22 protein-coding genes, 1 tRNA gene and 1 pseudogene are annotated in these 25,664 nt (G+C 61.8%); 8 read left to right on the top strand and 16 right to left on the bottom strand.

Annotated features, from left to right (window positions below):
* Positions 1-91 precede the first annotated feature (91 nt).
* A tRNA-Val gene (locus DMZ65_RS09650) sits at positions 92-167 on the top strand.
* 223 nt (positions 168-390) lie between these two features.
* Here DMZ65_RS09650 and DMZ65_RS09655 read toward each other — a convergent pair.
* The 8 genes from DMZ65_RS09655 to DMZ65_RS09690 form a co-directional block, all read right to left on the bottom strand.
* The gene (locus DMZ65_RS09655) at positions 391-1,887 is read right to left on the bottom strand and encodes a replicative DNA helicase (protein ID WP_116598701.1); all 1,497 of its coding nucleotides are present in this window, start codon (positions 1,885-1,887) and stop codon (positions 391-393) included.
* A gap of 204 nt (positions 1,888-2,091) precedes the next feature.
* Entirely contained in the window at positions 2,092-2,778 is a 687-nt protein-coding gene (locus DMZ65_RS09660; RefSeq protein WP_116598702.1) for an orotate phosphoribosyltransferase, read from the bottom strand.
* 26 nt (positions 2,779-2,804) lie between these two features.
* The gene (gene pyrC, locus DMZ65_RS09665) at positions 2,805-3,845 is read right to left on the bottom strand and encodes a dihydroorotase (RefSeq protein ID WP_116598703.1); all 1,041 of its coding nucleotides are present in this window, start codon (positions 3,843-3,845) and stop codon (positions 2,805-2,807) included.
* A 131-nt stretch (positions 3,846-3,976) separates the two neighbouring features.
* Entirely contained in the window at positions 3,977-5,038 is a 1,062-nt protein-coding gene (locus DMZ65_RS09670) for a glycosyltransferase family 2 protein (RefSeq protein ID WP_116598704.1), read from the bottom strand.
* A gap of 52 nt (positions 5,039-5,090) precedes the next feature.
* A complete protein-coding gene (locus tag DMZ65_RS09675; RefSeq protein ID WP_116598705.1) occupies positions 5,091-5,786 on the bottom strand; it encodes an FkbM family methyltransferase in 696 nt (231 codons plus the stop codon).
* 1 nt (position 5,787) lies between these two features.
* Positions 5,788-8,148, bottom strand: a complete 2,361-nt coding sequence (locus DMZ65_RS09680) for a glycosyltransferase family 2 protein (protein ID WP_116598706.1) — start codon at positions 8,146-8,148, stop codon at positions 5,788-5,790.
* Complete coding sequence (locus DMZ65_RS09685; RefSeq protein ID WP_116598707.1) at positions 8,148-8,786, bottom strand: sulfotransferase; 639 nt, start codon at positions 8,784-8,786, stop codon at positions 8,148-8,150. Before DMZ65_RS09685 ends, DMZ65_RS09680 begins: the two co-directional genes overlap by 1 nt.
* Positions 8,783-9,814, bottom strand: coding sequence for a glycosyltransferase family 2 protein (locus tag DMZ65_RS09690; protein WP_116598708.1), 1,032 nt, complete (start codon positions 9,812-9,814; stop codon positions 8,783-8,785). Before DMZ65_RS09690 ends, DMZ65_RS09685 begins: the two co-directional genes overlap by 4 nt.
* A 229-nt stretch (positions 9,815-10,043) precedes the next feature.
* On the opposite strand from DMZ65_RS09690, the gene DMZ65_RS09695 reads away from it, so the two are divergent.
* From DMZ65_RS09695 to DMZ65_RS09715, 5 genes are all read left to right on the top strand, one after another.
* Positions 10,044-10,952 (top strand): AAA family ATPase, encoded by a 909-nt coding sequence (locus tag DMZ65_RS09695; RefSeq protein ID WP_116598709.1) that lies wholly within the window; start codon positions 10,044-10,046, stop codon positions 10,950-10,952.
* Between the two features lie 105 nt (positions 10,953-11,057).
* A complete protein-coding gene (locus DMZ65_RS09700) occupies positions 11,058-12,317 on the top strand; it encodes a vWA domain-containing protein (RefSeq protein WP_116598710.1) in 1,260 nt (419 codons plus the stop codon).
* A 106-nt stretch (positions 12,318-12,423) separates the two neighbouring features.
* The gene (locus DMZ65_RS09705; protein ID WP_116598711.1) at positions 12,424-14,550 is read left to right on the top strand and encodes an OmpA family protein; all 2,127 of its coding nucleotides are present in this window, start codon (positions 12,424-12,426) and stop codon (positions 14,548-14,550) included.
* Between the two features lie 148 nt (positions 14,551-14,698).
* Positions 14,699-15,670, top strand: coding sequence for an XdhC family protein (locus DMZ65_RS09710; RefSeq protein WP_116598750.1), 972 nt, complete (start codon positions 14,699-14,701; stop codon positions 15,668-15,670).
* Positions 15,667-16,656 carry a molybdopterin-binding protein gene (locus DMZ65_RS09715; protein WP_116598712.1) on the top strand — a complete coding sequence of 330 codons (990 nt, stop codon included), beginning with the start codon at positions 15,667-15,669 and terminating at the stop codon, positions 16,654-16,656. The genes DMZ65_RS09710 and DMZ65_RS09715 overlap by 4 nt, the downstream gene beginning before the upstream one ends.
* A 118-nt stretch (positions 16,657-16,774) precedes the next feature.
* Here DMZ65_RS09715 and infC read toward each other — a convergent pair whose 3' ends face one another.
* On the bottom strand, positions 16,775-17,269 hold the full coding sequence (gene infC / locus DMZ65_RS09720; protein WP_232824949.1) for a translation initiation factor IF-3: 495 nt from the start codon (positions 17,267-17,269) through the stop codon (positions 16,775-16,777).
* Positions 17,270-17,519: 250 nt separating this feature from the next.
* Here infC and DMZ65_RS09725 point away from each other — a divergent pair, with 250 nt between their 5' ends.
* The gene (locus tag DMZ65_RS09725) at positions 17,520-18,521 is read left to right on the top strand and encodes a hypothetical protein (protein WP_116598714.1); all 1,002 of its coding nucleotides are present in this window, start codon (positions 17,520-17,522) and stop codon (positions 18,519-18,521) included.
* Between the two features lie 220 nt (positions 18,522-18,741).
* Here the strand turns inward: DMZ65_RS09725 and DMZ65_RS09730 are convergent, their stop codons facing one another.
* From DMZ65_RS09730 to cobA, 6 genes and pseudogenes are all read right to left on the bottom strand, one after another.
* A complete protein-coding gene (locus DMZ65_RS09730) occupies positions 18,742-19,593 on the bottom strand; it encodes a ferredoxin--NADP reductase (protein ID WP_116598715.1) in 852 nt (283 codons plus the stop codon).
* 116 nt (positions 19,594-19,709) lie between these two features.
* The gene (locus DMZ65_RS09735) at positions 19,710-20,117 is read right to left on the bottom strand and encodes a DUF934 domain-containing protein (RefSeq protein WP_116598716.1); all 408 of its coding nucleotides are present in this window, start codon (positions 20,115-20,117) and stop codon (positions 19,710-19,712) included.
* Between the two features lie 2 nt (positions 20,118-20,119).
* Positions 20,120-20,902, bottom strand: a complete 783-nt coding sequence (locus tag DMZ65_RS09740) for a phosphoadenylyl-sulfate reductase (protein ID WP_116598717.1) — start codon at positions 20,900-20,902, stop codon at positions 20,120-20,122.
* The gene (locus tag DMZ65_RS09745; RefSeq protein WP_116598718.1) at positions 20,892-22,565 is read right to left on the bottom strand and encodes a nitrite/sulfite reductase; all 1,674 of its coding nucleotides are present in this window, start codon (positions 22,563-22,565) and stop codon (positions 20,892-20,894) included. The genes DMZ65_RS09740 and DMZ65_RS09745 overlap by 11 nt, the downstream gene beginning before the upstream one ends.
* 78 nt (positions 22,566-22,643) lie before the next feature.
* Positions 22,644-22,943 carry a DUF2849 domain-containing protein gene (locus DMZ65_RS09750; protein WP_116598719.1) on the bottom strand — a complete coding sequence of 100 codons (300 nt, stop codon included), beginning with the start codon at positions 22,941-22,943 and terminating at the stop codon, positions 22,644-22,646.
* A gap of 1 nt (position 22,944) precedes the next feature.
* A pseudogene (cobA, locus tag DMZ65_RS09755) lies at positions 22,945-23,706 on the bottom strand (uroporphyrinogen-III C-methyltransferase); the annotation flags it as partial.
* Positions 23,707-24,054: 348 nt separating this feature from the next.
* Here cobA and DMZ65_RS09760 point away from each other — a divergent pair.
* Entirely contained in the window at positions 24,055-24,513 is a 459-nt protein-coding gene (locus DMZ65_RS09760; protein WP_438942717.1) for an Lrp/AsnC family transcriptional regulator, read from the top strand.
* A 119-nt stretch (positions 24,514-24,632) separates the two neighbouring features.
* On the opposite strand, the gene DMZ65_RS09765 is transcribed toward DMZ65_RS09760, so the two are convergent.
* A complete protein-coding gene (locus DMZ65_RS09765) occupies positions 24,633-25,637 on the bottom strand; it encodes a formylglycine-generating enzyme family protein (RefSeq protein ID WP_232824950.1) in 1,005 nt (334 codons plus the stop codon).
* Positions 25,638-25,664 lie beyond the last annotated feature (27 nt).

The following is a 25,664-nucleotide window of genomic DNA, read 5'->3' on the forward strand; positions in this document are numbered from 1 at the left end:
AGCGGGATATGCGGCTTGCCGCCGGATCATGCAAATTTCTGTAGAAAAGGTGCTTGCCACCGGTGATCTGCTTGGCTAAACCCCGCTGCACGGGTGATTAGCTCAGTTGGTAGAGCGCTTCGTTTACACCGAAGATGTCGGGAGTTCGAGCCTCTCATCACCCACCATATTTTCACAGGGACTCAGAAAACGGCGCGGCGGGAAACGCGGCGCGCAGATTATCTGTTTGCGCGGTGATTTGAAAAATCCTGCCCGCGCCTGTCCGAAACCGTTCTTCCTTGAAACTGGGCCAAGCGTTACCAAGGGCCAAGCCGTTCGCGCGGCTCTGGGCTTATTCAACGAAGGGCAGCGGGGCGATAAAGGGTGCGGCCGGACGAGGACCGCATCCAGTCAGTATTCTTCGCTGCTATTATTGCTTTGCCAGGGTTTCACAAGGTTGCCGAAGCGGGTGAACTGGGCCTCGAAGCTCAGGGCGACCGTCCCGATCGGGCCGTGACGCTGCTTGCCGATGACGACCTCTGCCTTGCCATGCAGATGGGACATCTCGTCCTGCCAGCGCGCCATTGCGTCCAGATCGTGATCGCCGGGCTTCTCGCGTTCCTTGTAATATTCCTCGCGGAACACGAACATCACCGCATCGGCATCCTGTTCGATCGAGCCTGATTCCCGCAGGTCCGACAGTTGCGGGCGCTTGTCCTCGCGGTTTTCCACCTGACGCGACAGCTGTGACAGGGCGATGACCGGGATATTGAGTTCCTTGGCGATGGCCTTCATCCCCATGGTGATCTCGGAAATTTCGTTGACCCGGTTTTCCGACCGGCCGGTGCCGCGCACAAGCTGCAAGTAGTCGATGATCAATACGTCCAGCCCATGCGTCCGCTTCAGCCGTCGGGCGCGCGCCGCAAGCTGTGAGATCGGCAGCGCGGGCGTGTCGTCGATGAACAGCGGACAGGCTTCCAAAGCTTTCGCGGCCTCGACAAAACGGCGGAATTCGACCTCGTCCATGTCACCCTGACGGATCTTGTGAGAGCTGATTTCAGAGGCTTCGGCAAGGATACGGCCCGCAAGCTGTTCGGCGCTCATCTCAAGGCTGTAAAACCCCACGACGCCACCCTCGACCGCCCCTTCGGTGCCGTCGGGCAGGATGCCGCGCTTATAGGCCTTGGCGACGTTGAAGGCGATGTTGGTGGCCAACGATGTTTTCCCCATCGACGGACGTCCGGCAAGGATCAGAAGGTCGGATTTGTGCAGGCCACCCAGCTTGTTATCCAGATCGGTCAGCCCGGTGGAAATGCCCGCCAGTCCGCCGTCGCGCTGATAGGCGGCGTTGGCGACGTTCACCGCCTCTGTCACGGCTTTCAGGAAGGACTGAAAGCCGCTTTCGCTCTGGCCCTGTTCGGCCAGTTTATAAAGCGCCTGTTCAGCCTCGACGATCTGTTCCTTGGGTTCCGACCCGATCTCGACCTTCGTGGCCTTGGCGCTGATGTCGCGGCCCAGCAGGATCAGATCGCGGCGCACCGCCAGATCATAGATCATCTGCGCGTAATCACGGATCGCGAACGAGGCCACGGCAGAGCCGGCCAGCGTCGCAAGATAGCGTGGCCCGCCCAGTTCCTTCAGGCCCTCATCATCCTCGAGAAACGCCTTGAGCGTCACCGGAGAGGCAAGATTGTTCTTCGCGATTCGCGCCGCTGCGACCTCGAAAATGCGGGCATGGACGGGTTCGTAGAAATGCTGCGGCCCGATGATGCTGGCGACCCGGTCATAGACGTCGTTATTGGTCAGGATCGCGCCCAGAAGCTGCTGTTCCGCCTCAATGGAATGGGGCATCGTTTCGGGCTGCTGGATCTCTGCGCCGGTCGGATTGAATGCGGTGATCTCGTTCATGCTGCGCCCCTCTGCCCGTCAGACCGCCCACATAGACCATCGCCTGCGGCGCAGGCAAATTGTATAACCTGTGGACAGGCTGTGGGTAATTATTTTCACATCATCTTGGCAGAGGTGCCGCCTATCCGTCAACATGTTGTGGCAAGATCCTGCCAGTTCGGCAGAGTTGCAATGCTGGCGATTATTGCGCAGGCGGACGTAGCGTCAAGCCTTGGCAGCCATCCGGGCCTCTTGCCACTTGCGCGGTGCTTTCAGAAATTCCTCGACTTCCGACAGCGTGGCGGCATCGAAGGCGTCTTGCGCGCGGGCCTCTGCCAGCACGTCCCACCAAGTGCACAGATGGTGCAGCGCAACCCCGTGGTCGCCAAGCGTTTTCACCGTTTCGGGGAAGATGTCGTAGTAGAAAATCACCGCCGTATGACCGCAGGTCGCCCCGGTTTCGCGAATCGCATCGACAAAGGACAGCTTTGATCCGCCATCGGTGGTCAGATCCTCGACCAGCAGCACGCGCTGACCTTCGGTCATCGTGCCTTCGATCCGCGCATTGCGGCCGTAGCCTTTGGGTTTCTTGCGCACATAGGTCATCGGCAGGGCCATGCGTTCGGCCACCAGTGCGGCGAAGGGAATGCCCGCGGTTTCGCCGCCGGCGATATTGTCGAACGCTTCAAACCCTGCGTTGCGCATCACGGTGACGGTCAGGAAATCCATCAACGTGGCGCGGATGCGGGGGTAGGAGATCAGCTTGCGGCAGTCGACATAGCTGGGCGACGGCAGGCCCGATGACAGCGTATAGGGCGTTTCCGCATTGAAGTTGACTGCACCGATCTCCAGCAGCATCCGGGCGGTCAGCCGGGCAATTTCCTGGCGTTCAGGGTAGGCAGAGGGGATCATGTCGATGTCCTTTGGCTAAGGCGGGATCAGGTGACGGCCCAATGGACCGGGAAGCCGGGGTCAAAGACGGTGACAGGGCCATCGGCAGTGTCGATCTTTGACGGATAGGTGACGGGGTTTGCCTGCCGGGTCAGGGTCAACGTGGCCTTGTTGGCGGGCAGCCTGTAGAAGGCGGGGCCGTTCAATGAGGTGAAGCTTTCCAACCGGTCCAGCGCGCCATCCTCGTCAAACACATGCGCCAAAAGCGACATTGTGTTGGTGGCGGTGAAACACCCGGCGCAGCCGCAGGCCTGTTCCTTCAGCGCATCGGTATGGGGCGCGCTGTCAGTGCCCAGAAAGAAGGTGGCGTCGCCGCTGGTGGCCGCTTCGCGCAGGGCGAGGCGATGTTCTTCGCGCTTGGCGACGGGCAGGCAATAGTAATGCGGTTTGATTCCACCCACCAGAATGTGGTTGCGGTTGATGATCAGGTGATGCGTGGTGATTGTGGCACCCAGATCGGCCCCTCCCGCGCGGGCATAGTCCACGCCCTGTTTCGTGGTGATATGTTCCATCACGACGCGCAGGCCGGGGGTGGCGCGGCGGATCGGGTCCAACACGGTGTCGATGAACACGGCCTCGCGGTCGAAAATGTCGATCTCGGGGGCTGTCACCTCACCGTGGACACAAAGCGGACAGCCGATTTCGGCCATGCGTTCCAGAACCGGACGCACCTTGTCGAAATCGCGCACGCCGGAATTGGAATTGGTCGTGGCACCCGCCGGGTATAGTTTGACGGCGGTGATCTGGCCCGATGCATGGGCTGCGGCCAGATCGTCGGGGTCCGTGTCTTCGGTCAGATACAGCGTCATCAGCGGTTTGAAATCCGCGCCCTCGGGCATGGCGGCCATGATGCGGTCGCGATAGGCGGCGGCCTGTGCGCCGGTGACGACCGGTGGCACAAGATTCGGCATGATGATCGCACGGCCAAAATGGCGCGCGGTTTCCGGGGCAACGGCGGTCAACATGGCACCGTCGCGCAGATGCAGATGCCAATCGTCAGGACGGCGTATGGTCAGTGTCTGTGTCATGCGGCGTCCGATAGCACGGGCGGACAGATGCGCACCAGAGGGTGGGGACGCAAATCAAAGCCTCCGGGACCGATTTTCGGAAGTTTCACGCGCGCTATCTGATGCTTCGGCGTTGACGACGCGGGCAATGGTCAAGTGCGGGCCTTCAGCGCGGCGGCCTGCCGCGCAAGCGTGCCGTGATGGGCAAGGAAACGCGCCTTGTCGAACGGGATCGGCTGCGAGGGCGGCGTCATCAGCAACCGACCGAACAAGGCGCGGTAGGGTTCTTCCGCCAGTAGCGCGTCGAACTGCGCGACGCGCCACTGCACGGCCTTGTCGTGCAGCGTGGCAAGCTGACGGTCGGCAGCCAGTTCGGCCCGGATCTCAGCGGTCTGCACGGCCAGTGCCTGGATCGAGAGATCCTCATCGGTGTTGAAATTCCGCTCCACCCAGTAGTCGAGCCCCAGCATGTGATCGGAATGCACGGCCCTGCCGCGTGCCGCCTTCAGCACATAGCTTTCCATCGCCCCAAGCGCATAGTGGTTAAGCTGCGCCAGCCCGTAATTGGGGCGTCCATAATTGCTGAAGATCCGCTGCGTAGTGAAACCGTCGTCAATACGGCGTCCGTGGCCGTCAAACCATCGCGCATCGCCCAAGCGGCTGTCGCGGGGGTTGCGGGGGCGGTGAATGCCGAGGTTCCGGTAGGTGCGATCATTGCGATAAAGCGTCTTGAACATCGCTGCACGCCACGGCCAATACATTATCTCGGGCGCGGCGCGGGTGAATTGCTGCGGCACCGGTGTGTCGTGGTATCGCTCAATCCCCGCATTGCCGAACAGACGCCATGTCAGGGTGATCGCGGTCGCGTCCGGCAGTGCCTCGATCAGCGCGGGCAGGGTGTGGTTGCCGACATGGACATTCACGAACTCGTCTATATCCAGCGCCAGAAGCCAGTCGGCGGCTTTCACAGGCGCTGATTTATCGGCCAGTTTCAGCCCTGCAAACTGGATGCCACCCCGCCCGTGCGGGCCATCGTTGCGGATATGCGTCAGGGCACCCATGTCCTGCAAGCGGTCCAGCATCGCATCGGTGCCGTCCTGACAATCATTCGAGAGCACGACAAAATCCGTGATACCGCAAGCGCGGTGATGGGCCAGCCAATCGAGCAGAAAGGCGGCCTCGTTCCGTACCGACAGAACCGCGCAGATCTTCATGTGTCTGCCCGCAAGTGTTGCAGCCATGAGAGGATTGAACGATTGCCCGCCATTACCAACCCTTGCGGAACGTGACGACCTTGGCCTCGGACGCTTTGGGGAAATAGGTCAGCCCGGCCTTGTGCATGGTGTCGAACACCGATTGCACTCCCGCCTGTCCAATCCATTGCGGGTGTAACTCAATCACGGCTGCGCGCAGCCCGGACCAATCGGCGGATGCCAGCAACCCGGCCTCTGCGCCTTCGATGTCGCAGACAAGGACGGTGGGTCTGATCGTTGCCAGTGTCTTGGGCAGGCTGCGCACCTCGACCTTTGCAACAGAGACAATACTGTCCGGCCCGCTTTCGCGATCCAGCGAGGAGGCGAGGAAATTCTTGCGCACAAAGAAATCCGCAGGCTCGCCGTCTTCGGGGGCCAGCAGCGCGTGGTGCACCGTGACGTTGGTGACATTGTTGGCCTCATGGACCGAGCGGATATAGGGGATCAGACCGGGATTGGCCTCGAACGCATGGACATGTTCGACCGGCTTCTTGGTGGCAATCAGCGTTGACATATACCCGATGCCGGCACCCAGTTCCAACACCACGTCGCCTTGCTGGACGACCTTCATCACCGCGTCGCATTCCTTGCGTTCATACAGCCCTTCGCGCAGGGCACCGCGCACCCGGCCTGTGGTGATGTCGGGATGTTTGGGGATTTTCATGCCGCGTGATTTCAGAAACGGGCGCGACTGCATCGGGGCGTCCATGTCAGCTCTCCATATCGAGTGCCAGCGCATAGGCGACACGTTCGGTTTCCGTCAATCGCAGGGCCAGCACCTTGCGGTAAAGCTCTGCAAATTCGGGGTTTGCGTGCAACTCGTCTGCCTTGGCGCGGTGCCAGTCCAGCCCGTTTTCGTGCAATGTTCGCAATTTGTCATCCTCCATCAACCGGTCATATTCCAGCGTCATCCGGGGGATGTTGCGCTTGATGGTGATGTCTGTGAAGTCTGACCAATCCATCCGGATCCAGTAGTTCAGCCCGATTGACCGGTTGACATGCAAGGCGCGGCCGCGCTGCCGCTTGATCAGGAAACTCTCGGCCGATCGCAGCGCGTAATGGTTCAGTTGCAGCAGATCGTAGCCGATGGATTTGCGCGAGTTGCGCCAGCCGTTCCGGGCAACTTCGTCGGTCATGTCGGCACCCGACCCGTTGACCCAGCGGACCTGTTCGCGGAATGCCTCGTCCAGCTTGTTCGGTCTATGGCAAGAGATTTTGGCATAGGCCCCGATGTTGCGGAACATTGTCTTGAAGCCCCAGACCGTGTGCGGTTTGGGGCAATATCTCGGCGCGCAACTGTCAAACTGGTCGATCACGAAACGATCTTCCAGCCGTTGAATGCCATTGTGACCGAACAGCCGCCACGTCATCGCCACATTGGTGGCATCCGGCACGCGCGCCAGAAAGTCCTGCAAGGTGCCATTGTCGCAGCGCACGTTGATAAACTCGTCAACGTCGATATGGATGATCCAGTCGGCCTTGCGGATCAGCGGTTCCTTCAGCGCCTGATTGAGCGCGTATTGCTGCGGGGATTTGCCCTTCCAGCCATCGTTGTTGCGATGCTGGACCACGCCCATGTCTTGCAGACGATCAAGGATTTCCGCCGTCCCGTCCTCGCATCCATTTGTATAGATCAGAAAATTATCGACGCCGATGGACCGGTGATAGGCGATCCATTCGCCAATATAGGGTGCCTCGTTCTTCATGCAGCCGACGATGACATTGCCGGTTGTCCCTTGGGGCAGGACACGCGGGCGTGCAGGCGTATAAGCGGTGCCCAGTTCTTCCTCGTTCACTTGGCCCAACCGGTTATGCGGCGCAAGGTTCGAGCCTTGCAGTTTGGCAAAGTTCTGTCGGGCGAGCGGCGGCATGATGTCTTGGGCTGCCTCGGTCAACCCGGACAGCGTGTCATCCTCAACAGGTGCCTCACCGTTCAGGGCGGCCAGATCGGCGGCGCGATCCTGCATTTCCTGCTTCGCGGCCTGACGAATCCGGGGACGAAAGGCCAGAAGATATTGCGTCGCGCGAAAGCCGAGCTGTGGATCAGCCTCCTGCCAGGTCGGGGCAGGGGTGTCCGGCGTCATCGTCTGTGGGGTCAAGGCGGGATGACGCTGTAGAAGACCTGCATTGTCAGCAGCGAACCGGTCGGACACGACGGCCAGACTGCCCGGCGCAATGGGCGGGCCGTCGACCTTTATCTCTCCCAGCAGCCGTCGCCAGGTCTGGCGCGGAAGAATCGCATTCTCGTGGTCAAGATACTTCAGCAAGACGTGGTTAAACTGGCGGCCACGGGTCAGCCATGCCGCAGCGGGTTCGGCTTGCAGGGGTTGGGCCTCATATTTGCCAAAGTTCTTTTTGATCTCAAAGGCCTGCGCGACCTCGTCCAGCAACTTGTCAGACCCGAACACGGTTCTATCCAAAGCACGCAAGCACGTCGCGCCCTTGCCGAACACCGCATCCCATTCCTGCGCCAACCGGGCATAGTCCAGCCAGAACGGCGCAGCCTGCGCGTCCGTGAACAGGTTTTTCTGCGGGTTCGACGCGGGCGCATCGTCCAAGGCGGCCTGCCACCAATCGGCGGCACCCGTCAGGCCGATCTCAAGGTTGAGAGACCGTCTGCGCCCGTCCCAGACCTGTTGGGCATAGCGCCGCGTCAGCATGCGGGCTTGCTCGTCTACATGGGCGACAATGCGGATGTCACCGGACAGCGGCGCAAGCATCGCGCGCAGACGTTCCAGTTCCGAGCGTGACGCCAAGGCGGTCCCGAGCTGATGTGCTGACAGGATCAACATCTCCGGGGCGTGCTGGTCCACCTCGCGGCGCAGCCCTTCGGCCACATCTTCGCGCAATTGCGCCTGTTTCTCGGCGGTCCCATAGCCGCGGTTGAACCGAAGGCTGTCGATATTTTCAGGATCGCTCACCGCCATGAACAATCGCGTATGGTTGCGCGCACCGGGCGTCCGGGCATAGCGAATGCCCTTTTCGGTCAGTTGGTCGCGCTTTGCATCGAGTATCTTTTGCAGACGCGCGGACGCTGCCGCATCCAGCCCGATATGCAGCTGAATGCGCATTATACTGCGCCCGGCGACGGAAGGGCTGCGTTGACATTGACCTTGCCCCACCATGGCAGATCCACGCCCAGAAACGCCCCGATTTGCGCGGGCGCCGCAGCATCCTCGACATTGTATTCCAGAAAATCGCTCGCGCCCTGAAACAACCGCCGCATATGCGCGTAATGTCCCTCGATCCAGGTGACACGTTGCAACGTGGTTTCTCCGAAGCCCGGCGGCAGGCCGGGGATGGCGCCGCCCGGCAAGCGCGACATGCCCAGATCGGCCCATCGCAGCATCGAGCCGGACAGGCGGCGCGCATCGCGCCGCGAACACACAAAGCGTGCGCCGGGGTGACGCTGGCGGATCGCGTCGATGATCCCCCAATCGGTCTGCGGCCACAGCGACAGAGTCGGGTTGATGACACTGATCTCTGTCAGCGCATCGAAATCGTCCAGAAACTCCAGCGGGTCGCCGGACCGGAACAGCCCTTCGTAAAGCTGGCGCGCGACAAATGTCCCGGCCAGATGCGGATTATCCGTCTGGCTGCGGCGGATGCGATGGTCGGCGACGATCAGTCCGGCGGCGCGCAATGCAGTGGCCAGCGTGGTCGTGCCGGATTTCGGTAGCCCAAGGTTGATGACGCGCAAGCGGCTCATGCCGTGATCCCCAACTCGCGCATCAACGCCAGTTCCTCTGGCGGAATCGTCGGGGCCAGCCGCAACTGGTCATGCATCTCCCGATAGGCCTGTTGCGCCATCAGCGCATTGCGCTTCTCTATATGCAGGCGCACCGCCATGTCATGCAACGCGCCGATTTCCGGGTCGGCTTTCATCTCGGCCAAAGCCGCGTCCAGATCCGGCAGGTGGCGCAGGATCGAGAGGTCTTCCCATGCGCCGTCATTGCGCTCTCGCCAATAGGTATCGTCGAAATTGCGGTTGTCACGGTTCACATCGCCCCGATCATTCTTGACCAGATAGCTGTCCAGCGAGCGTAGGGCATAATGGTTGAGCGTTGCATGCACGCGTGCACCCGCCGCCGGGAATTTGCGAATGCGGCGCGGATTGGCCGCGACAAGAAACCTGTGCGGCACGGCGCGTCCCGATCCATCCGTCCAATGCGGTTGTTTTTCCTCCGCCAGGTCATTGCGAAAGAATGGCCGATGTGCGCCGTAATATTGCAGCGGAAAATCCTTCCGGACCAACGTCTTGACCTCGATGGCAGATTCCCCGCACCACAGATCCGGATTGTGGCAGCGGCTGAACTGGGCGATCACCGGGCGGTCGACATATCGTTCAACCCCGCCATTTGCGAAAAACTGAAAAGTCGTGGAAATTGCCTGCGGATCGCCACAGGCCTCGATCAGCGCGGGGATCGTATGGTCGCCCGCGTGGATGTTCAGGAACTCGTCCACATCCGCGATCCAGATCCAATCCGCCTGGCGCGCCAGATCCTGCCGCGTGGCGTCTTTCAGCGCCTCCATCTGATAGTTCCGCCCCTTGGCGGGATTGGGCAAGTGCCGCACGATGCCGCGCGCCGCCAAAGCATCCAGCAGCGCATCTGACCCGTCGCTGCAATCATTGGAATAGAACAGGAAATCCGTGACGCCCAGCAGACGGTTGAAGACGATCCATTCCAACAGGAACGGCCCCTCATTCTTGACGCATGTGACGGCAGTTATGCGCATGTCGGCATTCCCACCCGCAATATGTCCATGATCTGCCCGTCGCCTTGCCCGAAGGTTTCACCTTCCGTAGCATGATTTGATTCAGCGAAACATTGCAGCTTGGAGGGGGGCGGTCAAGAAACCTGCCTGTTTCAGCCATGCCGGGAATAGGTTGGCCCGCCCGTCTGCGACCTTGGCGCTATTGACCCCGGCGGCGCGCCATTGCACCCAAGGGGCAGGAGGACCGTGAATGTCTCAGCCAGATACAATCGATGCCGTGCAGGAGATGCTGGCCAGGCAAGACTATGTCTGTGGGCGGGCGCTTGCGACGGTGGTGTTCCTGTCGCTGCGTCTTGGCAGGCCATTGTTTCTGGAAGGCGAGGCAGGCGTCGGCAAGACAGAGATTGCCAAGGCGATTGCCGCCTCACTTGGCCGCCGCCTGATCCGGCTGCAATGCTACGAGGGGCTGGACGCCTCCTCTGCCGTCTATGAATGGAACTTTCCCGCGCAGATGATCGCCATCCGCAGCGCCGAGGCGCAAGGCAACGCCGACAAGGATGTCCTGACCCGCGAACTCTTCGGTCCCGATTTCCTGATCGAACGGCCCTTGCTGCAAGCCATGCGCCCCGATGAAAACGGTGCGCCGGTGCTGCTGATCGACGAACTGGACCGCACCGATGAACCGTTCGAGGCTTTTCTGCTGGAAGCCCTGTCCGATTTTCAGGTGACCATCCCAGAGATCGGCACCGTCAAGGCACCAGAATCACCGATCGTCATCCTGACCTCCAACCGCACGCGCGAAGTCCATGACGCGCTCAAACGCCGCTGCCTCTACCACTGGGTCGACTACCCGACTTTCGATCGCGAGATCGAAATCCTGCATGCCCGCGCCCCCGAGGCTGCCGAGACCCTCAGCCGCGAAATCGTGGCTTTCGTCCAGCGCCTGCGCACAGAGGATCTGTTCAAGAAACCCGGCGTGGCGGAAACCATCGACTGGGCGAAATGCCTGTTGGCGCTGGATGTGATCGACCTTTCCCCAGAGGTCATCAGCGACACGCTGGGCGCGATCCTGAAATACCAGGACGACATCCAGAAACTGCAAGGCTCCGAAGCCAAGCGCCTGCTGGACGAGGCCAAAGCCACGCTGGACCCTGCATGACCCGGTCCAGCCTTCTTCTTGGCAAAAATACTCTCGGGGGGTGCGGGGGGCAGACAGCCCCCCGCTGCACAACGTCACCGCAGGCGGATCGCAGGTTCCGGGCAGATGCCTGAATATCTTCCGCTGGACATTCCCGACAACCCGCGGCTTGGCAACAATATCACCCATTTTGCCCGCGCGTTGCGCCGCGCCGGGCTGCCGGTCGGACCCGGCCGGGTGATAGATGCGGTCCGCGCGGTAGAAGCGGCGGGATTTACCAACAAACGCGACTTTTACTGGACGTTGCACGCCTGTTTTGTGAACCGGCCTGAGCATCGCATCGTCTTTGCCCAGATCTTCCGGCTGTATTGGCGCGATCCGCGTTACCTCGAACATATGATGTCGATGATGCTGCCTGCCGTGCGCGGCGTGCAGGAGGAAAAGCTTGCCCAATCCGCCGAGAAACGCGCGGCAGAGGCGCTGCTGGACGGCAAGCAACCCGACGCGCCGGAAAAGCCTGACGGCGAGAAAGAGGAAACCCAGATCGAGATCGACGCCTCGCAGACCATGTCGGCCGAGGAAAAGCTGCGCACGCTCGATTTCGAACAGATGTCCACTGCCGAGGTTGCAGAGGCCAAGCGCATGCTGGCGCGACTGAAACTGCCGGTGAAACCGATCCCGTCGCGCCGCGGAATCGCATCATTACAGGGCAAACACACCGACTGGCGGCGCACCATCCGCGCAGCGATGCGCAACGGGGGCGAGATCCGCAGCCTGTCGCACACCAAGCCTCGTCCGCGCTGGCCCAACCTTGTGGTGCTGTGCGATATTTCCGGCTCGATGTCGCAATATTCCCGCATGGTGCTGCATTTCCTGCATGCAGTGGCGAATGAGAAAGGCGCGGGCTGGGCAAAGGTCCACGCCTTCACGTTTGGCACGCGGCTGACCAACATCACACGCCATCTGGGCACCCGTGACGTCGATCAGGCGCTGAAAGCCGCAGGTGCTGAGGCGCAGGACTGGGAAGGCGGCACGCGGATCGGTGCCAGCCTGCATGCTTTCAACCGCGACTGGTCGCGCAGGGTGATGGGGCAGGGTGCCGTTGTGCTGCTGATTACCGATGGATTGGATCGTGACGACGCAGGTGCATTGGAACGCGAGATGGAGCGGCTGCACCTGTCATCCCGTCGCCTGATATGGCTCAACCCGTTGTTGCGCTGGGATGGTTTCACGCCCAAGGCAACCGGCATTCGGGCCATGTTGCCGCATGTCGACAGCTTCCGCGCGGGCCATTCCATTCAGTCGCTGGAAGACTTGGCCAACGCGATTTCGCGCACTGACGATGTTGGCGAGAAAGCCCGCCTGATGGCGCTTCTCGAAGGCTGACCCGGCGGATTTCTGCTGGTGCGGCCGGACCGTCATGCAACCCTATCGTCTGTTTCTGCATTGTCCCATGACGCCTTCACCGGGCAACAGTTGAAAGGACACGCATATGAGACATGGGATTTTCAGATCGACGACGGCACTGGCGGTCGTGGCCAGCCTTGCAACCCCCGCTCCGATTCTCGCGCAAACGCCAGACCTTGCGTCAATGTCTTCCTCTGACATCACGCAAGAAATTATCCGTTGCCGACTGGAGGAAGCCGCGCGGGCCGGTCAGGGGGCGACCGAAGATCCGTTTTGTGTGGCCTACGAAGACGGCTCTGTTGCGCAAGAGATCGGCGAACAGTTTGCCGCGTTTGAGGCCGCTGCGCGCGAAGTGACCGCACAACAACTGGGCGCTGACGTGGATGCGCAGCTGTTTGCAGATGGCGACGCGGCTTCTGCATCGGCCGAAGACGCTGCCGAAGCCGATCAGGCGCAGTCCGATCAGGCACAGACCGAGGCACCTGACGAGGCAGAGGCGCAAGCGCAGGCCGAGACCGAGGCAGAACCGCAAGCCGACGCTGAGGCACCCCCGTCTCCCGAGGCAGAAGCAACGGCAGATGCCGAGCCGGTGCCAGAGGCCGTGACGCCGGTGGAGGACGAGGCTGAGGCATCCGCTGAGGGTGCCGAGCCACCACAAGACGAACCAGTGCAAGACGTGGCGACAGACGCAGAAAATGCCGCGCAGGATCCGACGTCCGACGCGGCGATTGCCGAAGCAGAGGCCGCAGGTCAGGCGCAGGAGGCCCAGACGCAGCCTGCCGGAGACGAGGCAAGTCAGGCGGACGATCTGGCCAAGGCTCTGGCCGATCAGGAGGCTGCCGGTCAGGCGGCCACCAATGAAACGACCGAAACCCCGGCTGACGCGGATGGCGGTGCCGAGGGCACCTCGGATGAACCATCCTCCGGTGATGCGGCAGCAGTGACGGATGATGCCGCGACGGATGCAGGCACCTCCGATGCAGCATCTGCCGATCAGACGGCCACAGAAGAGCAGCCCACAGAAGAGCAGCCCACAGAAGAACAGGCCGCTGAAGAACAGAACGCTGAAGAACAGGCCGCTGAAGATCAGGCCGCGCAAGCCGAAGATCCTGAACCGTTGGACAGCCAGCAACAGGCCGACGCCTTGGCCGAAGATCTGGCGCAGGGAACCGAGTCGATGGCCGCCGCTGCCGGGCAGGATGACGGCGAAGCCGAAGTCACCGAAGAGACCGTGACCGAGGAAACCGCCCGCAGTTCTTCCGAAGAGTTTGAAACCAACGTTGCGGGTGACGAAGAGGCGCGCGACGAGGATGATGACGACGATTCGGGCCTGAGCAACTTCGAGCGTGCAGCGCTTCTTGGGCTGGGTGCTGTGGCGATCGGCAGTTTGCTGGGTGACGGTGAAAAAGTCGTCAGCAACTCTGGCGACCGATTGGTGGTCGAGGATCAAGGCCAGTATCGCATCATCAAGAACGACGACGCGCTGCTGCGCCGTCCGGGGTCGGATGTGAAGACCTATCGCTATTCCGACGGCTCAACCCGCAATGTCGTCACGCGCGAAAATGGCGCGACGGTGGAAACCGTCCGTGCCGCCGATGGGCGTGTGTTGCGCCGGACCCGGACGCTTCAGGACGGAACCGAAGTGGTGTTGTTCGACGATACCCAACAAAGCGAGCAGGTCCAAATCAGCGAGTTGCCGCAAGCCACGGAACGTCGCTCGTTCAATGCCGGAGAGGTGCAGGCCGATGATCTGGCTCGCGCGCTTGCCCAGGCCCAGAACGAGGGCGTGAACCGGACATTTTCGCTGGCGCAGATCCGCAATATCGACGCGGTGCGCGACCTCGTGCCCGAGATCACGGTAAACACCATCAACTTCGAGACCAACTCGGCGGTGATCCGCCCCGATGAGGCCGAAGAGTTGGCAGCACTTGGCAATGCCATGCGCGACATCATCGAACAGAACCCGCGTGAGGTGTTCCTGATCGAAGGGCATACGGATGCGACCGGTGCGGCGACTTACAACCTCGCCCTGTCAGACAGGCGCGCGGAAACCGTGGCGCTGGCGCTGACGGAATATTTCGACGTCCCGCCCGAGAATATGGTGGTGCAGGGGTACGGTGAATCCGATCTGGTCATCCGCACAGCGGCGGCCGAACGGGCCAACAGGCGGGCAGCCGTGCGCCGGATCACACCGCTTCTGGCCAGCAACTGAGGCGCTTCGCCTCGAAGGCACAGTCTTGACAATGCCGCCCCGTGCCACGCGCATGGGGCGGTATTTGCGTTTTATCCCCGCGACCAAGGAAGGGGAGGCGACACCCCGCTTCAGCGTGTTAGAACGGGGCAATTATGGAGGGCGGAGCATGGATCGTTTCGACAACATTCCCGAACAGGCGCTTGCCTGGCACCGCGCGGGCGACCGGGCGGCGCTGGCCACGGTGATCGAGACATGGGGCAGCGCGCCGCGCCGCACCGGGGCGCAACTGGCGATCAGCGGCAAGGGAGAGATCGCAGGCTCTGTCTCGGGCGGTTGTGTCGAGGGGGCCGTGGTCGTCGAGGCGCTTGAGGCGCTGGAGGATGGCACCCCGCGAGAACTGGAATTCGGCGTCAGCGATGATGATGCCTTTGCGGTGGGGCTGGCCTGTGGTGGCACGATCCGCGTGCTGGTGGAACCGGTCGGCGGTGCGCTGAGCGAGGCCTTGCTGGCAGAACTGGCGCAAGCCCGCGCCGACCGACGCGCCATTTGCTATGTGGCTGACCTTGAATCCGGCAGCCGGTCGTTGACGGCAACCGGCCATGACGGGCGCATGCGGATGGATCGCTCTGGCTTTGACGATACCGCGCCGCGCGTTTTCATTGGCGTTCACAACCCGCCGCTGCGGCTGATCGTCGTGGGGGCGGTGCATATTGCGCAAGCCTTGGTGCCGATGGCGCGTCTGGCGGGCTATGATCCCGTGGTGATCGACCCGCGAGAGACCTTTGCCTCACAGTCCCGCTTTCCCGAAACCACGCTGATGCATGACTGGCCCGACGAGGCGGTGCAGGCATTGGGGCTGGACGCCCGCACGGCGCTGGTGCTGTTGACGCATGATCCAAAGCTGGACGACCCTGCGATCGAACAGGGATTGCACGGCAATTGCTTCTATATAGGTGCGTTGGGTTCGACCCGGACCCATGCCAAGCGCGTGGCGCGGCTGGAGGGTGCCGGGTTCACCGCAGAACAGATCGCGCGCATCCACGGACCGATTGGGTTGGATCTCGGCGCGGCAGGCCCGGCCGAGATTGCTGTAGCGACGCTTGCGCAGATGACCCAGGTGTTGAGGAAAGGCGCATGAAATTCGGCCCTGTTTCTCTGGATCAGGCGGCGGGCACGGTGCTGGCGCACTCGATCGCCTTGCCGGACGGTCGGCTGCGCAAGGGAAAGCTGCTGGATGCCGACGATCTTGCCGCGCTGAAGGACGCCGGGCTGCAAGAGGTCACGGTTGCACGGCTGGAACCCGGCGATCTGCCCGAAGACGCGGCTGCCGCGCAGATTGCCGCCGCCCTTGCGCCAGACCCGGCAGGGGCCGGGCTGCGTCTTGGAAAGGCGGCCACGGGGCGTGTCAATCTGCACGCGCTCGGCGCGGGCGTGCTGGAGGTGGACGCCGCACGCATAAATGCGCTGAACGCGATCCACCCGATGATTACGGTTGCCACCCTTCCCGAATGGAAACGGGTCGCGGACGGGACAATGGCCGCGACGGTCAAGATCATCTCTTATGCGGTGCCGCAATCGGCCGTGGACGAGGCCTGTGTCGTGGGCCGCGCTGCGCTGCGCGTACACGTCCCTGTCGAAAAGACGGCGGCGCTGATACAAACCGGTCTTGGAAAACTCAGCGGCGCGAAGGGCGAAAAGGCGCTGCGCACCCGGCTTGACCGGCTTGGTGTCGAGCTTGCCGACAGCCGCGACTGTGCGCATGACATTGACGCATTGACGACGCAACTGGACGCGACCGATGCTGGGGTCATCTTCATACTGACCGGCTCTGCCACCTCGGACATGTATGACATCGCGCCCGAAGCCGTGCGGCAGGCAGGCGGCACAGTCACCCATTTCGGTATGCCCGTTGATCCGGGAAATCTGTTGTTTTACGGCTCGCTTGATCAGCGCCCCGTCATCGGGTTGCCCGGCTGCGCCCGTTCGCCCGCACTGAACGGGGCGGATTGGGTGATGGAGCGTATCCTGTGTGGCGTCCCTGTCACCCCCGCCGATATCGCGGGCATGGGCGTTGGCGGCTTGCTGATGGAAATCCCCACACGCCCACGCCCGCGCGAGGGCTGAACCAAACGCCGATCCTGCGCCTGATGCTGTGACAGGTTCCTCCTGCGGAATAAAAGTCCGTACAACAAAAAAGCGGCCCCGGAGGGCCGCTTGTCTGAACATCTCGGAAAGCCCGGATCTATTTGGAAAGCGGGCCGATCATCATAATCATCTGACGACCTTCCATCTTGGGCATGTTTTCGACCTTGCCGACTTCCTTGGCGTCCTCGGCAATCCGCTCCAGCAGTCCGCGACCAAGATTCTGGTGCGCCATTTCACGGCCCCGGAAACGCAAAGTCACCTTCACCTTGTCGCCACCTTCGAGAAACCGGAAAACGTTGCGCATCTTGACGTCATAGTCATGCTTATCCGTGTTGGGGCGGAACTTCACCTCCTTCACGTCGATCGTCTTCTGCTTCTTGCGTGCCTCGGATTCGCGTTTCTGCTGTTCATATTTGAACTTGCCGAAATCCATGATCTTGCAAACAGGCGGATTGGCATTCGGCGAAATCTCGACGAGATCAAGGCCGACATCTGCTGCCATTTCCATTGCGCGGGCGGGGGTTACCACGCCGACATTTTCGCCTTCGGCACCGATCAGGCGGATTTCCGGAGCGCGAATCCGTTCGTTCACCTTGGGTCCGGTTTCGCGTGTCGGTGGCGCATTATGAGGTCTGCGGGCTATGGTCGTTGTCCTTTCGGTAGGTTGCGGGCTCGAATGCGCAAGGTAAACTTGGCGCCTTGCGTATTCAAGCGGCAAATCAGGGGTTTTGGGGGGAAAGTTGGGGCTTTCCCCCTTGCGAACTATATAACTGTGGTGGACACCTGCACCAGAAATCGTGCCCCGACAGTCAGGGGTAAGAAGAACCAGGAGAGATTTTGCTATGAGAAACTTGATTTGGGTCGTGGTGGCCGCTGTCGTTGTCGTCGCCGGATACCTTTGGTTCAACGGCACACAGCAGCCGGAACAGGCCGAAGTTGCCGAACAGGCAGAAACCGTCGCGGCACCCGAACCGCTGGAGGAAGATGTTGACGATGCGGCCGAAGAAACCGGCGACGCGATTGCAGCAGCCGTTGACGAAGGCGCTGATGCGGTCACCGAAGGCGCAGAAACCGCCGCTGAAGAAGTGGCCGATGCTGTCGATGGGGCCGCCGCCGCAGTAGGCAGCGCCGTCGAGAATGCGGGCGAACTGGCAAGTGACGCCGTCGAAGCCGCTGGCGGAACCGCAGAAGAGGCCGCCGAAGCCGCTGATGATGTTGCCGCTGCCGCCGGAGAAGCCGCTTCAGGTGCCGCCGATGCTGTTGGGGAGGCCGTGGATGATGCCGCAGCCATGGCCGAGGGCGCAGGCGAAGCTGCCGCCGGTGTCGCTGAAGACGCAGCAGAGGTTGTCGAATCTGCCGTTGGCGACGCGATGGACGCCGCCAGCGATGCGACGACAGCTGCCGGAGAGGCCGCTGACGATGCCGCGGCGTCAGTCGCCGACACGGCTGCTGATGCGACGGCAGCGGGTTCCGACGCGGTAGAGGCAACCTCTGAAGCCGCAAGCGACGCTGCAGGGGCAGCATCGGAAACGGCGGGTGAAGCTGCGGAAACCACGGCCGACACCGCAACCGCTGCCGCAGACAATGCTGGCGACGCGGTTGAGGAAACCACGCAAGGCGCGTCCGATGCGACATCCTCTGCCGAGGTCGCAAACCCCGAGGCAGCCGAAGAGCTGTTGACCGTGGATGGCTTCGACTACGACAAAGTGCTCCAGATGCTCGACGACTCTGATCTGGGGGCGCTTGAGAAAGGTGCGCTGAAGACTGGTCTGGGGCAGGTGAAGGACAATCCTGCCATGCTCAAGGATATGTTGGCAAAGCTGCGTGAAGCGCTGAACCTCTAAGTCGATCTGAACAAATTCCATGACGGGCCGTGCGAATGGAAACGCGCGGCCCGTTTGCTTGCGGGCTGTCTGGCACCGTTCACCGCTGCGAAAGACATGGAAACGCCCGCAAGACGGGTTGTCCTGCGGGCGTTGCTTGGATTTGATGTCCCTGGCCTGATGCTTGGGTTTGGAAAAACGCGCCAACCACGCGTCACGCCACACAAAAGAGCTTGCCGTTCTAGCCGACAAACGCCTTTTCGACCACATATTCGGCAGGATCGGAATTGGCACCTTCGCGCAGGCCAAAGCTTTCAAGGATGTCTTTGAGATCCTTGTTCAACCCGATTGACCCGCAGACCATCGCGCGGTCGTCCTTGGCCGACATGCCTTCGATCCCGAGGTCGCGGAACAGCGTGCCATCCTTCAACAGGTCGGTCACGCGGCCCATTCTGGGGCTGTGTTCGCGGGTGGTGGTTGGATAGTAGACCAGCTTGTCGGCAAAGCCTTCGCCCATCAGTTCAGCCAGCAATTCGTCGTTGCGCACGTCTTCGACCAGTTTGCGGCCATAATCCAGCTCTGCCACGTCGCGGCAAGTGTGGGTCAGAATGATCTGGTCGTAATCTTCATAGGTCTGGGGTTCACGGATCAGCGACGCAAACGGCGCAAACCCCGTACCGGTCGCAAAGAACCAAAGCCGTTTGCCGGGCAGCAGCGCATCATGCACCAGCGTGCCGACGGGCTTGGGGCGCAGGATGATCTGGTCGCCGGGTTTGATATGCTGAAGGCGCGAGGTCAGCGGGCCGTCCTGCACCTTGATCGAGTAGAACTCCAACTCTTCATCCCATGCGGGCGATGCGATGGAATAGGCGCGCAGCAGCGGCTTCTGCTTGCCGGTCTTGGGGTCCGGGTCGCCCATCAGCCCGATCATCACGAACTCGCCCGAACGGAACCGCAGCGACGCAGGGCGCGTCACGCGGAACGAAAACAGACGGTCGGTCCAGTGTTTCACGTCTGTGACGATCTGGGCGTCGGGAAGGGTCGGGGTGGCCTTGACGGCACTGGTTTGGTTCACGGGCTTCAACTCGGTCATGTTTTTCCTGTCCGGTCGATCAACCGGTATCTCCTATTAAGCGTTGATGCATGTCAGAGCAACGGCGGCGAATGGTCTCAAACGTCCGTGTTGCCGAAACGCGGTGTGACGGGCTGCTATCCGCGCAGCCGCGACTGATAGTCGTTCTGCGTCCAGCCGGCCCGGAACTGCCATTGGCTGGCGGGCTGGCGGGTGGCCAGATCATCGCTGATCTCGATCTCGTCAAAACCCGCGCGGCGGGCCATCGTATACTGATCGGCGATCACATGACCACGGGCGCGCAGACGCCCCTTGTAGCCGCGAAGTCGCAGCAGACGCGCCAATGTAAACCCGCGCCCGTCGGCAAAGCTGGGAAAGTCGATGCGGATCATGCGCAGCGTCGCCAGCTTGTCGAGCGCGCTGTCGATGTCGGCATCGCTGGGCAGGTCCAGCGCCACGACGTCATTGGCGGCATCGGCCATCTCTGTATAGCCGCAGGTCCAGTCATCAGGGGCAAAACCTGTATCGGTGACGATCACGCTCATGCTCATGCTGTCTCTCCTTTTTGCACCATCCGGCCATCGACCAGGTGGATGCCACATTCTGTCTTGTCCTGTCCGCGCCACCGTCCGGCACGCGGGTCTTCGCCCGGTGCCACCTTGCTGGTGCAGGGGGCGCAGCCGATGGACGGGTAGCCTTGCGCCACCAGCGGGTGCCGGGGCAGGCGGTTTTCTTCCATATAGGCGCGCACATCGTCAGGGGCCCAATGGGCCAGTGGATTGACCTTGATCCGGCCCGTGTCTTCCTCGGCCTCGAAGAATTCCATCGCGGCGCGGGTGCCGGACTGGAACCGCTTGCGCCCAGTGATCCAGCCGTCGAATCCGGACAAAGCGCGGTTCAGCGGCACGGTCTTGCGCAGATCGCAGCAGGCATCCGTGTCACTGAACCGCAATGCGCCGTAAGGGTCGCGCTGCGCCAGATCATCGTCACTGGCGCGGATGATACGCACATTGGTCAGACCCAGCCGCTCGCTCAGCTCTTGCTGGTAGACCAGCGTCTCGGCAAACAGCAACTGTGTGTCAATGAACAGCACCGGGGTGCTGCGGTCCGTCACCGCAAGCAGATGCAGCAGCACCACCGATTCCGCACCGAAACTGGACACCAGCGCAAGGTCGCCTGCCAACGGGTCATCCAGCGCCGCGCGCAGAACAGTTGTCGCCCCGTGATGGCGGTAGCGCGTGTTCAGTTCAGCGACGCGGGCGCGCAGATCCGTCAGCGATTCCCGCTCGGGGGCGTGCGCGCCCGCATGAACGGGTGTATCACGCGGCATTTGCCCGGCTTTCCTGCTTTTCGGGGTACAGGGCGGCCTTGAACGGGTCGGCACCAAGGCGGCGATAGGCGTCGAGGAAGCTTTCGGACCGGTCATCGCGCAGGTCGAGATAGGCATGGATCAGACGTTCGATGGCCGGAATAACTTCGTCGGCGGCAAAGCCACGCCCTGTCCGGTCGCCCAGGGCGGCAGTCTCGGTGTGGTCGCCCCCCAGCGTAATCTGGTAATTCTCCACCCCCGCACGGTCGAGGCCCAGAATGCCGATATGCCCGACATGGTGATGCCCGCAGGCGTTGATGCAGCCCGAGATCTTGATCTTCAGCGCGCCGATGTCATGCTCCAGCTTCAACTCGTCAAAGCGTGTCGCGATCTCTTGCGCGATCGGGATGGAACGCGCCGTGGCCAGCGTGCAGTAATCCATGCCGGGGCAGGCGATGATGTCCGAGATCAACCCGATATTGGCCGTGGCCAGCCGCTGCGCTTTCAATTCGGCATGAATCGCGGGCAGGTCGGATTTGTGGACATGCGGCAGGATCACGTTCTGCTCATGGCTGATGCGCAATTCGTCATGGCCGTAGCGTTCCGCCAGATCTGCCAGAAGCCGCATTTGTTCGGCGCTTGCGTCGCCCGGCGTTTCGCCCTGCTTCTTCAGGCTGACCTGCACGATGGCGTAACCTTCGGCCCGGTGCGCGGCGAGGTTCGTGTCGGCCCAGCTACGGAACACCGGATCATTCGCATAGGCGGTGTCGTAAGCATCGGTCGGGGCCACGCGAAATTCCGGCGGCGCAAATTGTGCCTCGATCCCGGCGAGGATGGTCTGGTCAATGCCGTTGAATGCGGGTTTGAGCGTCTCGAAACGCTCTTCGACCCGCGCGCGGATGTCGTCGATGCCATGTTCATGCACAGTGATCTTGATGCGCGACTTGAACTTGTTGTCGCGGCGGCCCAGCAGGTTCCAGACGCTGACAATCGCCTCCAGATAGGGCAGCAGATCGGCGCGGGGCAGGAACTCACGCACCACCTTGCCGATCATCGGGGTGCGGCCCAGACCGCCGCCCACGATCACCTCAAAGCCCGGCTCGCCATCCTGTTCGACCATGCGCAGCCCGATGTCATGCGCCTTGGTCACGGCGCGGTCGTTCGGCGATCCGGTGATGGCAATCTTGAACTTGCGCGGCAGGAACTGGAATTCCGGATGGTCGGTGGACCATTGCCGGATCAGCTCTGCCACGGGGCGGGGGTCGGCGATCTCATCGGCCGAGGCACCGGCGAAATGGTCGGCGGTGACGTTGCGGATTGTGTTGCCGGAGGTCTGGATCGCATGCAACTGCACCTTGGCCAGCGCATCCAGAATATCGGGCACGTCCGACAGCTTTGGCCAGTTGAACTGCATGTTCTGGCGCGTGGTGAAGTGGCCGTAGCCGCGATCCCATTTCTGGGCCACATAGGCCAGCTGCCGCATCTGCGCACTGCTGAGCGTGCCATAGGGAATCGCCACGCGCAGCATGTAGGCGTGCAATTGCAGATACAGACCGTTCATCAGGCGCAGCGGGCGGAATTCATCCTCGGTCAGGCTGCCATCAATGCGGCGCTCGACCTGCTGGCGGAACTGGCTGTTGCGGGACGCCACAAAGGCGGCGTCGAAATCGGAATAGCGATACATGGTGTCATCCTTTCGGGTGAGCGCGGGCAAATCCTCGGGCGGAAGATCCGGAAAAGCCCTTTTCAAGGCTCCTCGGTCTTAGCGCTGAGCCTGCTTGCCGTGGAAATAGTTGGAGGGGCCGGTGCGCCTGAAATCCTCACGGAAATGGGTGGGCTCCGGTCCGGTCTTGCCGGGTTTGACATCCGCAAGATACGCGCCCACCGCCTCGGCCTGGCGGCTGTCGGCCTCCAGCAGGCGCAGCTGCGCATGTGCTTCATCGGTCAGGATCTCGGCTGACGAAAGATCGCGGGTCCAGCTGTCATTGGCGGTCAGGTAAATGACGTCGCCCTCGATCAGCGCGTTGGCTGTGACGACCTTTGGGGTGTAGATCCGGGGCATGTCAGGCAAGCTCCTGTTGGGGAATGTCGTTTTGGGCTTCGGCCGCGGCACGAGGTGCCAAGCCATAAAAGGTAAGGGCCGGACCGGTCATCCCGCCACCTGCAAGATCGGCGGGCAGGGTGGCGAGGGTCGAGGACAGAACGCGCTGATCGTGGCGGCTGGCGTTCTCGACCACCGTGACGGGCGTTGCCGGATCCGCGCCATGCATGATCAGACGGCCCTGAATGAAACGGGCCGATTTCTTGCCCATATAGATGGCGGCAACTTCGCCCGGCTTAGCCAGTGCCCGCCAGTCGTGATCGGCAAAGCCCTTTGTATCATGGCCGGTCAGAAAGCGGACGGAACTGTTGCGGCCACGTTTTGTCAGACTTTGCCCGATGGATGCCACCGCAGCAGAAGCCGCAGTGATGCCGGGAATGATGTGCCAGTTGATACCTGCCGCATCGCAAGCGTCGATCTCTTCGTCGAGACGCCCGAACACCGTCGCATCGCCGGATTTCAGGCGCACGACGCGCGCACCTGCCCGGCTGTGCGACACGATCAGCGCATTGATGTCTTCCTGCGTCATCGACGGGCCGAAGCCTTCCTTGCCCGCATCGATCAGCCGCGCGGAGGGGCTGACAAGCGCAAGGATGGCCGGGCTGATCAGGCGGTCGTGGATCACAACCTCTGCCTCGTCCAGCGCGCGGCGGGCCTTGAGCGTCAGCAGATCGGGATCGCCGGGGCCGGCCCCCACAAAGGCCACATGACCGAGGCGCGTATCGAGGATGGCTGTCAGGTCTGTTACAGATCCTTCAGCTTGCGAGGTCTCGGAGCGGTCTTTAGATTCAATGCGCGCCGACTGAGCACTTTCTGCCGCGAGCGTGTCCGCCACCTTTCGCAGGCCAGTGGCGAGGCGCGACAAAGCGCGCTGCATCAGCGGAAGGCTTGCGCGGTTTGGAATGGTCGAAAGATGCATCATGGCGCAGTCCTCGTTCGGGTATGTTTCCTGCCGCCTATATAGGAAAATTTTCCCGATTTTGCCTAGACACTTGGCCTAATAAGGAAGAGAAGTTCTAAATTGAGGGGCGAGAAGGGCGTTTTTCCCGACTTATGGCCGAAAGGTAAAATCATGGCGCGCATGGACGAAACAGACCGGAATATCCTCAGGGCATTGCAGAGGGATGCCAGCCAGTCGCTGGACGATATTGCGAAAGAAGTGGGGTCTTCCAAGACGCCGGTTTGGAACCGAATCCGCAAAATGCGCGAAGCTGGCGTAATCGGCAAACAGACCGTCGTGCTGGATGCCGAAGCACTGGGATTCGAGGCGTGTTTCTTTGTTCTGATCCGAACCAGCGAACACGAGGCGGCCTGGCAGCAAGCCTTCCTCAAGGCCCTGAAAGAACGGCCGGAAGTGCAGGAGGCGCATCGTCTGGCAGGGGATATCGACTATATCCTGAAAGTCCGGGTCAAGAACGCCCGCGCCTATGACAGCTTTTATCAGGCGCTGATCTCGGAAGTGCGCGTTCACAACGTCACGGCCTTGCTGTCGATGGAGGAAATCAAATCCACCACCGCCTTGCCACTGTGACGGCTTGACCAAATTGGGCGCTTCCGCGCGCTCTTTTTCAGATTGCGGCAGCGTGACGGGCTGTTCCAAAGGTGTCGGTTGATGCGGGGGCGGGAATTACATGCCGCTGCCCGACAGTCTTACCGATGCGACGCCGCAACGCGGAATCCGCAATTGCCGGTAGAGCTGTCCGGGTCGTTTCGGGTGCGCGAATGAACGTGGTAGCGGTCGCAATAGCTGTCGTGGCAGAGGTAAGAGCCGCCGCGCTGCACCCGGCCAGTGCCTGTTTCGGGACCAAGCGGATCGCGGGCGGGACCAGCGGGGCGGGTGTTGCCAAACCAATCCTGAACCCATTCCCAGACATTCCCTGAACAGTTATAAAGCCCGTAGCCATTGGGCGTGAAGGCATCCGCAGGGGCGGTGCCCAGATAGCCGTCTTCGGCGGTATTTATGTGTGGAAACGCGCCCTGCCAGATATTCATAGCATGTTGGCCCTTGGGCATCATGGCATTGCCCCAGGGAAATTTCATCCGCTCCAGCCCGCCGCGTGCGGCGCGTTCCCATTCCGCCTCTTGTGGCAGGCGCAGCCCGGCCCACTTGCAATAGGCGGCGGCGTCGTACCATGCGATGTGGATAGCGGGATGGTTTGGCTGATCCTGCCAGGACGATCCCGGGCCTGTCGGTGCCGCCCAGGAAGCTCCTTCCACCTGCCGCCACCACGGCAGGCCGGGCGGCGTGTTTGGCCAGCGCGCCGGGTCGTCCAGCAACAAATGAAACACAAAACTCCAGCCCCAGACCTCGGCGACGGTGCGATAGCCCGTCGCTTCGACAAAGCGTGCATAGTCGGCATTTGTCACCGTGGTGGCCGAGATCAGGAAAGGCGAGACACGGATCTTGCGGCGTGGCGCGTCAAGATCTGCGGGATAGGTGCTTTTGCGGGCACCCATTTCGAAGAAACCGCCGGGGATCTCAATCAGTCGCGCCCGCAATTCGTCCTGCACCGTGGCCTGTGCGACAGGAACCGCGTTGGCATGGGTCATCCAGTCACGTCGCGCGAGGTTTGCGGCGCTTGGGGTGCAACAGGCGTCGCCTTGCTCGGCTTGGCAAGTGTTCCTGGTTGGCGCGTTGACGCGATTGTCAGTCAAGGAAGCCTCTTGGGGTTCGGAAAGTCG

Origin of the sequence: Primorskyibacter marinus (genome assembly GCF_003313245.1) — a bacterium.
In the GTDB taxonomy this organism is placed as follows: domain Bacteria; phylum Pseudomonadota; class Alphaproteobacteria; order Rhodobacterales; family Rhodobacteraceae; genus Primorskyibacter; species Primorskyibacter marinus.